At 41.0% G+C, this 7,420-nt stretch carries 6 protein-coding genes, 1 other RNA gene and 1 pseudogene; all 8 read right to left on the bottom strand.

Annotation, left to right across the window (positions count from 1 at the left end):
* Window positions 1-275: 275 nt before the first annotated feature.
* Entirely contained in the window at window positions 276-1,241 is a 966-nt protein-coding gene (gene cbpF / locus SMIDD26_RS08475) for a choline-binding protein CbpF (RefSeq protein ID WP_061439823.1), read from the bottom strand.
* 98 nt (window positions 1,242-1,339) lie between these two features.
* Window positions 1,340-2,029, bottom strand: a complete 690-nt coding sequence (locus tag SMIDD26_RS08480) for a response regulator transcription factor (protein WP_050283620.1) — start codon at window positions 2,027-2,029, stop codon at window positions 1,340-1,342.
* Between the two features lie 11 nt (window positions 2,030-2,040).
* Window positions 2,041-3,465 carry an NADP-dependent phosphogluconate dehydrogenase gene (gene gndA / locus SMIDD26_RS08485; RefSeq protein WP_061439824.1) on the bottom strand — a complete coding sequence of 475 codons (1,425 nt, stop codon included), beginning with the start codon at window positions 3,463-3,465 and terminating at the stop codon, window positions 2,041-2,043.
* Between the two features lie 75 nt (window positions 3,466-3,540).
* A complete protein-coding gene (gene mapZ / locus SMIDD26_RS08490) occupies window positions 3,541-4,947 on the bottom strand; it encodes a cell division site-positioning protein MapZ (RefSeq protein ID WP_061439825.1) in 1,407 nt (468 codons plus the stop codon).
* A gap of 12 nt (window positions 4,948-4,959) precedes the next feature.
* Complete coding sequence (locus tag SMIDD26_RS08495; protein WP_000711411.1) at window positions 4,960-6,117, bottom strand: THUMP domain-containing class I SAM-dependent RNA methyltransferase; 1,158 nt, start codon at window positions 6,115-6,117, stop codon at window positions 4,960-4,962.
* Window positions 6,118-6,201: 84 nt separating this feature from the next.
* An RNA gene (gene rnpB / locus SMIDD26_RS08500) (RNase P RNA component class B) lies at window positions 6,202-6,582 on the bottom strand.
* A gap of 20 nt (window positions 6,583-6,602) precedes the next feature.
* A pseudogene (gene gpsB / locus SMIDD26_RS08505) lies at window positions 6,603-6,945 on the bottom strand (cell division regulator GpsB).
* A 69-nt stretch (window positions 6,946-7,014) separates the two neighbouring features.
* On the bottom strand, window positions 7,015-7,420 hold a 406-nt coding region (locus SMIDD26_RS08510), incomplete at its 5' end, for an SLOG family protein (protein WP_061439826.1).

Below are 7,420 nucleotides of genomic sequence, written 5' to 3' on the forward strand. Positions count from 1 at the left end.
ATTGTAATTGTTGTGATGCTTTCAAAAAAACACTTGATATTACACTAACATTATATACCTTTTTCTAAAACATGTCATGTAAAACTGGGCAAAAACTCAATTTTGTTAAAAATAAGTAAATAAGTAAATCTTTCCATAATAAACCGCATATTATCAAGGTTTTGCCACCTGATAATATGCGGTTTTCTGATTTTAAAAACTTTTTATCCAGTATCACTTCGTGAAGCTGCACTCTTACTTAAAATTTATCTCAAATTACAAAATACTATCATTATTTATTGAACCCATTCGCCATTATAATTGACAGAATAACCATCTACAGTCGTATTCACTGCCAATGCACCTGAGCTATAAGCGTAGTACCATTTACTACCGACCTGGAACCAGCCTATCGCCATAGCTCCTGATGAACGAAGATAGTACCACTTGTTACCGAGGTATTGCCATCCCGTTTTCATATCACCATTTGACTGGTCTAAATAATACCAAGTTGAGCCTTCTTGATACCAACCAGTTGCCATTGCACCTGAGGAACGGAGGTAGTACCACTTATTGCCAAGTTGCTTCCAACCAGTTTGCATAATGCCAGTCACTGGATCTAGGTAGTACCATGGAGCAGCTTTAAGCTTCTCTTCATCATATGTAAGAGGAAAATCCTTAGCCCAACCACGTGCTAGCTCCCCAACAGTCAATCTGTTGATGCGAGAATCAAAGCCACCATCCTTCAGTAAATAATACCAGTGCCCCTCATCATAAACCCAACCAGTTTTTAAGGTGTGATAACTACGTTGATCTTCAAAATAATAGACTCTTTTCTCTGCTGGACTATCATATTGTTCCCCACGATGTTTGTTGGTATTTGTAGCAGTTTTTGCTTCTAAAACTTGCTTACCAACAAAATCTTGTAGTACCCCATCTTGACCAAAGTAAAACCAATCTGGTCTAAAAGCAATATCTTGCCTTAGAGAAGAACCAATCGTAACCCCTTCGTGTGGAGCAGGTATATATTGCCAGCCGACAACCATCTCTCCAGATAAAGGATCAAAATAATAGTATTTTCCATCAATCACTCGCCAGTAGGTTTCTTTGAGGTTCCCCTTCTTGTAGTAGGTTCTACCATTTTCTTGGACAAATTGCCAGCCTTCTGAATCAGCATCATCCGCCAATACTGCACTTGTTGCTAGCACACTAAAGAAAAAGACTGCTAATGCGATTGGCATCAATTTTTTTATTATTTTCATTAGACCTATCCTCCATAACTGATTGTAGCAAAGACCCGACTGCATGTCAATATATAGAAATCTTTCAAAAAAAGCAGTTACATAACTGCAACTGCTTTCTATTCTTGCATGGTGTAACCGACACCACGAACGGTTTTAATATAGCTTTTCTGACCTTTTACATCAAGCTTGCTACGTAGATAGCGGATATAGACATCCACGATATTAGTCTCTGTCGCACTTTCGTACTTCCAAACACTTTCCAATAACTGCTCACGAGTCAAGACTTTCTTGCTTCCCATAAGAGTAGCCAAAAGGTCATACTCACGACGGGTCAGAGCAATCATCTCTTCACCACGATAAACGGTATGATGCTCTACATCCATACGCAGATTGCGGTAAGACGTTGGAACCTTCATCTGACTACAGTGTTGGTCGATGAAGTCCCTACCTCGGAAAATCGCTGAAATACGAGCCACCAAATTGTCAATAATAACCGGCTTATAGATGTAAGAAACGGCAAAGCGTTGGATTGTTTCAATCTGATCTTGCAATTCTTCACGATGGTCCAAGACCATAATGACTGAGGCTGGCTTAGTCCGACTCAGCTTGTCTGCAAAATCCTGAGCTGTCATATCCCCCAAATGAGCATTCAATAAAATCAAGTCATAGTCTGTCTGAAGAGCCATGGAGAGGGCTTTTTGCCCCTCCTCAACCTGATCAACTCGGTATTGCTCTTTTTGGAGTTCCAAACTTAAAAAATGAGCTAGATTTCGTTCTTTCTCAAGTAATAAAATCCGTTTCCCCATGGCAGACCTACTTATTTTTCGTCATACCAAGAGTAGTGGAAGGTTCCTTCTTTGTCTTTACGTTGGTAAGTGTGGGCACCAAAGTAGTCACGTTGCGCTTGGATTAAGTTAGCTGGAAGATCAGCTGAACGGTAGCTATCAAAGTAAGTAATAGCTGCTGAGAAAGTTGGCACTGGCACACCAGCTTGAACTGCAAGAGCTACGATATCACGCACTGCTTGTTGGTACTTAGCAGTAACATCCAAGAAGTACTCATCCAAAAGAAGGTTTGCAAGGTCTGCATCACGATTGTAGGCATCTGTAATCTTTTGCAAGAAACGAGAACGGATGATACAGCCATCACGCCAGATAGAGGCGATGTCTGCAAATGGCAAGTTCCAGTTGTTTTCTTTAGAAGCTACACGCAATTGAGCAAAACCTTGTGCGTATGAAATGATTTTTGAGAAGTAAAGGGCTTGACGGATCTTTTCAATCAACTCAGCCTTGTCTCCTTCAAATTTGAAGGCAACTGGTTTTGGAAGAACCTTGCTTGCATGCACACGTTCTTCTTTGTAAGTTGAAATGTAACGGGCAAATACTGATTCAGTGATGAGTGACAATGGTACACCAAGGTCAAGTGATGATTGGCTAGTCCATTTACCAGTTCCCTTGTTACCTGCAGCATCAAGGATGTAGTCTACGATTGGTCCATCTTGGCCTTCATCGTCTTTACGGTTCAAGATATCAGCTGTGATTTCAATCAAGTAGCTGTCCAATTCACCCTTGTTCCACTCAGTAAAGATTTCAGCCATATCTTCTGCTGAAAGACCTAACAAGTGTTGCATCAAGTCATAGCTTTCTGCGATCAATTGCATATCACCATACTCGATACCGTTGTGAACCATTTTCACATAGTGACCAGCTCCATCAGGACCGATGTAAGTCACGCATGGTTTGCCATCTTCTGGTGCTTTAGCTGAGATTTCTTCGAGAACATCCGCAACCAATTCGTAGGCTTCTTTTTGTCCACCAGGCATAATAGAAGGACCTTCAAGGGCACCTTTTTCACCACCAGAAACCCCAGTACCGATAAAGTTGATACCTGAGTTTGCCAATTCTTCATTACGACGGATTGTATCTTTGTAGAAAGTGTTTCCGCCATCAATCAAGATATCACCTTTGTCAAGGTGTGGAAGAAGGGCTTGGATAGTAGCATCTGTACCAGGTCCAGCTTGAACCATAAGCATGATACGACGAGGTTTTTCGATTGAGTTTACAAAACTTTCAACGTCATAGCTTGGTACAAAGTTCTTTTCAGGATGGCAAGCAATTACATCTTCCGTTTTTTCTTTACTACGGTTGTAGATAGCAACTGTGTAACCACGAGATTCAATATTAAGGGCAAGGTTACGACCCATTACGGCCATACCTACGACACCAAAGTTAGCTTTTGTCATTTGACACTCCTCTTGTTTGATTTGTTTTATTTTATCATTTTTACTTTTGAAAAGAAAGAATTTTGTAACGACTGCTTAGTAGTCCAAGTCATCCGCATGACCAGCGCCATTTCCGACAAAGTAGCCTGTCTTACAGTTAAGGGTAAAGAGATAGGTTCCATCTGGCTTGTAGAGGTTGTAATAACCATTGCCGTTAACGATATTGACACGTTCAAGGATATATTGGTCTCCAGTGATATAGCCACGTGAACGTGAAGTCGCTAGAATTTGTTCCAAGACACCATCCGCAAAATCCCAAGCATAGTTGTTACTATCATCAATAGCAGACTGATTATAGGCAACACGACTGGCACTTCTTTGAACAGCAACCCCTGCACTTGATACGCCCATATTGACTTCGCTACGAGAACTTCTAGTCTCATTTGAGGCCGTATTTGAACTACTTGGGCTTATCTCACTGGTCGTATTTGAGCTTGTTTGACTAGAGCTTGAGCTACTAGTTTCACTTGAACTTGAGCTAGAAGTACTTGTTTGCTGGCTCTTACCAAGGCTGATAGCCTTATCTAGCACTTTATCAAGCTCCGTATTCCCAGTTTTGATATCTGTAAATTTAGCATCTGATTTGGCTTTGGCATTGGTATCCAACACACCATCCACAATAGCTGGTTTTTCAAATTGTGCATTGACATCTTGAATGGCCTTGATTTGCGTTGCTAGACTATCATATTTAGATTTGGCAAGCGTATGTTCACGACTACCTTCCAGCTTATCAAGTAAGGTCTTGAGTTGACTTAGTTTATCAAACTGACTATTTTTCAAAGCCGTTTTATTGCTGTCTGTGTAGAAGGCGTCATAAAGTGTATTAAAATCATCCACATCTGATTGATTGGCTGTAGTTGATTGAGAAGTTTCAATTTCCTTGGTCGAACGATTCACTTGACGATAGACATAATAAGCACTGACACAGATAATTACTGATACAAGCGCCAAAGCGGTTAAAACAAAGCCTTTTTTGCTTTTCTTTTCTGAGTCTTCTTGTTCCAGACGAGAAAGGTTTTGCTCCTCTTCCACTTCTTCAGTCATTTCTGTTGGAGTTTCATCCTCTAGCAATAGAGGATCCAAGCCTTGCTCCTCATCATCCAGAGGCAAAGGAGGTAAGATGTCTTCAGAAGATGGAACTTCCTCCGAAGAAGCTTCTGACTCTTCTACAGCCTCACGCATCTCTTGAATTAAATCATCCAGACTCTGAGTTTCAACTAACTCCTCTTTTTTGTATTGGCGAGTCGCAAACTTATCTGCTTCGATTTCATCTTTGTGTTGTTTAACATACTTATCCAAAATGGAATCCTCAGGCAAGACTCCTGCTTCCACTTCTTCATTTTTACGAATAGCTTGACCAACTGTTAGCTCTTTTGCTTCATCAAAATCAAATTGCGGTTCTTGACCTTCCTTTTTATGACGATTTCGTCTTTTTTTACTCATGAGTATCCCTTTCTATTTTACCTCTTGCCGTTTGACACGCTGACCAAAATATTGATACAGATCCACTTTCAAGGTTCCGTTGTATAACTTACGCTTCTTATCTGCTTGGCTACCATACTTGCTTTCAAAGGCTTCATCACTAGTCAGGATAAATTTGCTCCAAGTTTTCAGTGGTGCAAATACTTGCCCCATCTCAGCATAGAGCTTGGTCACTCCTGCATCATCTGATAAACGCTCCCCGTAAGGCGGATTAGAAATAATCACACCATTGATTTTATCGGAACGTAAATCCTGTACGCGCATCTGCTTAAATGTAATATCCCCTGCAACACCAGCTGCCTGAGCATTGGCCTTAGCAATTTCTACCATGCGAGCATCAATATCACAGCCCATGATATCCAGTTCCAGCTCACGGTCTACTTTTTTAGCCGCTTCTGTACGCACTTCTTGAATCAAGCGATCGCTGACCCAATTCCATTCCTCAAAAGCAAAGGAGCGACGAAGACCAGGCGCCATCTTTCTAGCAATCATAACTGCCTCAATACAGAAAGTCCCCGAACCACAGGTCGGATCAATCAAAGGCTTGTCTGGATACCAGTTAGAGAGTTGTAAAATGGCTGCTGCCATATTTTCCTTGATAGGAGCGCCTCCTTTTTCGGTACGATAGCCACGTTTAAAGAGACTAGAGCCTGTCGTATCAATCATGACAGTTGCCACATCTTTGAGAATAGAGACCTCAATCTTAAACTCTGGGCCATTCTCCATCAAAGGAACCCCTTCTGGGCGAGCATAGTGTTTCTGCAATTTCTTAACAACAGCTTTCTTAGAAATAGCCTGTACACTCGGCTCATTGTGAAGTTTAGATTTAACACATTTGGCTTTTGAAATCGGGAACCGAGCTCCAAGTGGTAAATAATTTTCCCAATCTAAAGCAAAAACTCCCTGAAACAGCTCTTCAAAAGTCTTAGCTGGGAAAGTTCCTACGATGATCTTGATACGATCTGCTGCCCGAAGCCAGACGTTGGTTTCGATAATAGCTCTCACGTCTCCTTGAAAACGAACACGTCCATTTTCAACCTGACAATCGTAGCCCAACTCTCGCACTTCACGTCCTACAACAGCTTCAAGCCCTGCTGCCACAGTTGCAATTAAATTAAATTCTTTTTTCATGTTACAGTCTTGCAAGACCTTTCTATATGTCCACTTTAAAAAATGAGGTTGAGAAAATTTCTCAGCCCCAACCTATATGCAATTTTCTATAAGCCATGTTTTGTTCCAGAAGTGACTAGGATCACTTCCTTCGATAATCATCTGTCTACCACTAACAGCTCTAGCTGATAGCAGTCAGAATACTACGTTCGTTTCCGCGTACTCCATGCCCCGACCAAAATTTGGGTTGCTAGCTTGAGGGGTTTACCGCGTTCCACTCTCTCTGTTTCCAGAAAGACTCCGTCACTGTGGCACTTTCAAGCCTACTCTGGCCTATCCAAGGACTTAGCCATTTCAACTGCCGTAACGATTTCTCGTCCCTAGGCTTATGGTTTCGCCTAGCACAAACACTACAGGCATCACAGCCTGTGCTAGCATGGACTTTCCTCATGAGAAGCAATTCTCCTCACGCGATTATCCAAAAATTGCATGTAACAAGACCTGAATTACAAATCAGTATTGTCTAAAATTTGTTTACCGAATACTTCTTTTTCAAGACGATTCAAGCGTTTCAAAATATCAAAATTCGTCATAGAAGATGAAGCAGCCACATCAATTGGATCTGGGTGACTAGGACTTGGAGCCGAACTCACTTGCGGTTTACGAGTTAATTCTTCCTTCAAATCCGCAATCTCCTGACGAAGTGACTTGACCAAGGCAGCATAGGTTTCATAATCCTTGATGACATCGTCTAAAAACTCATCAACTTCTACCTTGCTATACCCACGGACTTCACGTCCAAACTCTTGTTCAAAAATATCTTTCGCTAGAAAAAATAATACTTGCCATGTCTCTCTCCATTCTCGCTTGCTAGTATTATTATATAAAAAAAGGCAAACAAAAATCAAGGTCAAAGCTTCAATTTTCGGAAAAATTTTCAGCAAGTTCATTTAATTGATCAAATGTTAATCTCTTTATAAAATAGTCCTCTTGATTTTTCATCTTTTGGTAAAAATAAGCTAGTTTCGTTTCATTTTCTTCATCATAAAAAAGATAGGAACTAGTCGTATTTTCCAGTAAAAACTGCTGGTAATCTCTTAACTGCCCCTTGTGTTCATAGCGAGGATAGGCATATTTGACAAAGTCTACCTGCTTAAAGCGGCTCAGTTTCATCTGATTGCCTTCATTCCAATTTTCCCCATGGGTTTCAAAAGCAAAAATGGTCGCCAACTGGAAACCGTACTCGGTTTTCATCTCCTGAGCAACCTCTAAAACCCAATATTCAAAGCCCAAAGTCCCTGTAAATACAAGCCAAGACACCCCA

The organism is Streptococcus mitis (genome assembly GCF_001579035.1).
Classification (GTDB): Bacteria; Bacillota; Bacilli; order Lactobacillales; family Streptococcaceae; genus Streptococcus; species Streptococcus mitis_J.

What these genes read in the sequence shown, in the direction of transcription:
- cbpF (WP_061439823.1), bottom strand. Translation starts at nt 1,241, where the DNA reads ATGAAAATAATAAAAAAATTGATGCCAATCGCATTAGCAGTCTTTTTC.
- mapZ (WP_061439825.1), bottom strand. Translation starts at nt 4,947, where the DNA reads ATGAGTAAAAAAAGACGAAATCGTCATAAAAAGGAAGGTCAAGAACCG.
- gndA (WP_061439824.1), bottom strand. Translation starts at nt 3,465, where the DNA reads ATGACAAAAGCTAACTTTGGTGTCGTAGGTATGGCCGTAATGGGTCGT.
- SMIDD26_RS08495 (WP_000711411.1), bottom strand. Translation starts at nt 6,117, where the DNA reads ATGAAAAAAGAATTTAATTTAATTGCAACTGTGGCAGCAGGGCTTGAA.
- SMIDD26_RS08480 (WP_050283620.1), bottom strand. Translation starts at nt 2,029, where the DNA reads ATGGGGAAACGGATTTTATTACTTGAGAAAGAACGAAATCTAGCTCAT.